This is a genomic window from Xanthomonas sp. SHU 199 (genome assembly GCF_000364665.1).
Lineage (GTDB): Bacteria > Pseudomonadota > Gammaproteobacteria > Xanthomonadales > Xanthomonadaceae > Xanthomonas_A > Xanthomonas_A sontii.
This window is the reverse complement of record NZ_AQOI01000330.1, coordinates 1-3,064: the sequence shown is the minus strand read 5'-3', so window position 1 is coordinate 3,064 and position 3,064 is coordinate 1. Positions and strand designations below refer to the sequence as shown.

Sequence of the window (3,064 nt, the reverse complement as noted above, 5' to 3'; positions counted from 1 at the left end):
CGCCACAGGCGCCTGCACCGGCGCTGGCCGGCGGTGCGATGCGCCGCCCCAGCGCCTGCAGCCAGGCCGCCCGGCCGGGCTTGAGCAGGCGTAGTGCGAGCGCGCCGCGCAGCTTGCGCGCGGTGCCGGGGAATTGCTTCTTCAACACCACCCAGGCGCTGACCAGTACCGCCAGCGCGATCACCAGGTACTGCAGCAGCAGCGAGGCGCTCATCTCAGCCGGCTCCCAGCGCCACCGCAACCTGGTAGGTGACCAGCGAGGCCAGATACGCCAGCGCGAACAGGTAGAACGCGGCGAAGCTCATCTGCTTCCACGAGTTGGTCTCGCGCTTGATCGTGGCCAGGGTGGAAATGCACATCGGCGCGTAGATGTACCAGACCAGCAACGACAGCGCGGTGGCCAGCGACCAGCCGTCGTGGATCAACGGCGACAGCGCCTGCGCGGCGGCATCGTCGTCGGCCGCCGACAGCGCGTACACCGTCGCCAGCGACGACACCGCCACCTCGCGCGCGGCCAGGCCGGGGATCAGCGCGATGCAGATCTGCCAGTTGAAGCCCAGCGGCGAAAACACCGCGGTCATGGCGTGGCCGATGCGACCGGCGAAGCTGTAGTCAATCGCCGGCAGGGTGGCGTCGGCCGGCGGCGCCGGAAAGTTCAGCAGGAACCACAGCAGGATGGTCAACGCCAGGATGATGCCGCCGACGCGCTTGAGGAAGATCGCCGCGCGCTCCCACAGGCCCAGCGCCAGATCGCGCAGGTGCGGCACGCGGTAGGACGGCAGTTCCAGCAGCAGCGGATGCTCGCCCTTGTCGCGACGCCACTTCTTCATCGTCCACGACACCGCCAAACCACTGACGATCGCTGCCACGTACAGGCCAAACAACACCAGGCCCTGCTGATTGAGCACGCCCCACACCTGCTTCTGCGGCACAAACGCGGCGATCAGCAAGGTGTACACCGGCAGCCGCGCCGAACAGGTCATCAGCGGCGCCACCAGAATGGTCGCCAGGCGATCGCGCGGGTCCTGGATGCTGCGCGTGGACATGATCCCAGGCACGGCGCAGGCGAAGCTGGACAGCAGCGGGATGAACGAGCGCCCGGACAGGCCGGCCGCGGCCATCATGCGGTCGAGCAGGAACGCCGCGCGCGGCAGATAGCCGGATTCCTCCAGCGCCAGGATGAAGGCGAACAGGATCAGGATCTGCGGCAGGAACACCACCACCCCGCCGAGACCGGCGATGATGCCGTCCACCAGCAGGCTGTTCAGCGGCCCCTGCGGCAGCGTTCCGCCGACCCAGACACCGAGCGCCTTGGTCCCACCGTCGATCAGGTCCATCACAGGCTGCGCCCAGGCAAAAACCGCCTGGAAGATCAGGAACATCACCAGCACTAGGGTCAACAGGCCGGCGACCGGATGCAGCAGCCAACGGTCCAGCGCGTCGTCGACGCGCGAGGTGCGGGTCGGCATCGACACCGCCGCCGCCAGGATCGCGCGCACCTGCTGGTGGTAGTCGCCCTGCCCTTCGCTCGGCGCCACCGCCGGCGGCAGTGCCGGCGCCAGCGCGTCCAGCCGCTCGACCAGGGCGCGGGCGCCGTTGCGGCGCACCGCCACGGTCTCGATCACCGGCACGCCCAGCGCCTGTTCCAGCGCCTGGCGGTCGATCTGGATGCCGCGGCGCTGCGCCGCGTCGACCATGTTCAAGGCCACCAGCATCGGCTTGCCCAGCTCGCGCAGTTCCAGCGCGAAGCGCAGGTGCAGGCGCAGGTTGGTGGCGTCGACCACGCAGACCAGCACGTCCGGCGCCGGCTCGCCCGGGTAGAAGCCGCGGCACAGGTCGCGGGTGATCGCCTCGTCCAGGCTGGCCGGCTGCAGGCTGTAGGCGCCGGGCAGATCCAGCACCGCGAACTCGCGCCCGGACGGCGCGCGGAAGCGGCCCTCCTTGCGCTCGACGGTGACGCCGGCGTAGTTCGCGACCTTCTGCTTGCTGCCGGTCAACTGGTTGAACAGCGCGGTCTTGCCGCAGTTCGGGTTGCCGACCAGGGCCAGGCGCAGCGGCGCGGCCACCGCGCTCACGAGCGCACCTCGTCCAGCGCGCTGACCTGCACCCGTGCCGCCTCGCTGCGCCGCAGCGCGAAGCGCGTATAGCCCACCTGCACCAGCAGCGGTTCGCCACCGATCGGCCCGCTGGCCAGCACCTGCACCTGTTCGCCGGCGACGAAGCCCAGCTCGCGCAGACGCCGGGCGATGGCGTCGTTGGCCTGGCGGTCGTGCACGGATTCCACGAGGGCGCTGCTGCGCAACGGCATGTCGGACAACGTCACAGCACGTTCCGTCGATAAGAATGGTTATCAATTGTAGCATCGCCGCGGCGCGTCATGGCGGGACCGGCACGGCCGGCTATGATCGCCGTATGGCTGCCGTTTTCCCTTTGTACGAGCGTGTTCGATGAGCGATGCCCTGTTGTTGCAACGATCCGGCAAGGTCCTGACCCTGCAGTTGAACCGACCCGAGGTCCGCAACGCCTTCGACGCCGCGCTGATCGCCCAACTCAGCGACGCCCTGCTGCAGATCGGCGCCGATCCGCAGGTGCAGGTACTGGTCCTGGCCGGTGCCGGCGCGGCGTTCTCGGCCGGCGCCGACCTGCAGTGGATGCGCTCGATGGCCGGCGCCGGCGAACAGGAGAACCTGGACGACGCGCTGGCCCTGGCGCGGCTGATGCGCCTGCTGGACGAACTGCCCAAGCCCACGGTGGCGCGGGTGCAAGGCGCGGCGTTCGGCGGCGCGGTGGGCCTGGTCGCCTGTTGCGACATCGCCGTGGCCGCCACCGATGCGCGCTTCGCGCTCAGCGAAAGCCGGCTTGGCCTGCTGCCGGCGGTGATCTCGCCATACGTGATCGCGGCGATCGGCGCGCGCCAGGCGCGGCGCTGGTTCGCCAGCGCGGAAACCTTCGACGCCGCCACCGCGGCGCAGATCGGCCTGGTCCACCAGGCGGTGGCGCCGGAGGCGCTGGACGCGGCGGTGCAGCGCCAAGTCGCCCTGCTCGGCCAGGCCGGGCCGCTGGC

4 protein-coding genes are annotated in these 3,064 nt (G+C 70.2%); 1 reads left to right on the top strand and 3 read right to left on the bottom strand.

Annotation, left to right across the window (positions count from 1 at the left end; all coding sequences use genetic code 11):
• The 3 genes from D183_RS0111600 to D183_RS0111590 form a co-directional block, all read right to left on the bottom strand.
• Window positions 1-214 (bottom strand): DUF6587 family protein (locus tag D183_RS0111600; protein WP_017909136.1); only part of this gene is annotated, 214 nt, incomplete at its 3' end.
• A gap of 1 nt (window position 215) precedes the next feature.
• Window positions 216-2,075 (bottom strand): ferrous iron transport protein B, encoded by a 1,860-nt coding sequence (gene feoB, locus D183_RS0111595; RefSeq protein ID WP_017909135.1) that lies wholly within the window; start codon window positions 2,073-2,075, stop codon window positions 216-218.
• Entirely contained in the window at window positions 2,072-2,323 is a 252-nt protein-coding gene (locus tag D183_RS0111590) for a FeoA family protein (protein WP_026144392.1), read from the bottom strand. Before D183_RS0111590 ends, feoB begins: the two co-directional genes overlap by 4 nt.
• Window positions 2,324-2,447: 124 nt before the next feature.
• On the opposite strand from D183_RS0111590, the gene D183_RS0111585 reads away from it, so the two are divergent.
• On the top strand, window positions 2,448-3,064 hold a 617-nt coding region (locus tag D183_RS0111585; RefSeq protein WP_017909133.1), incomplete at its 3' end, for an enoyl-CoA hydratase-related protein.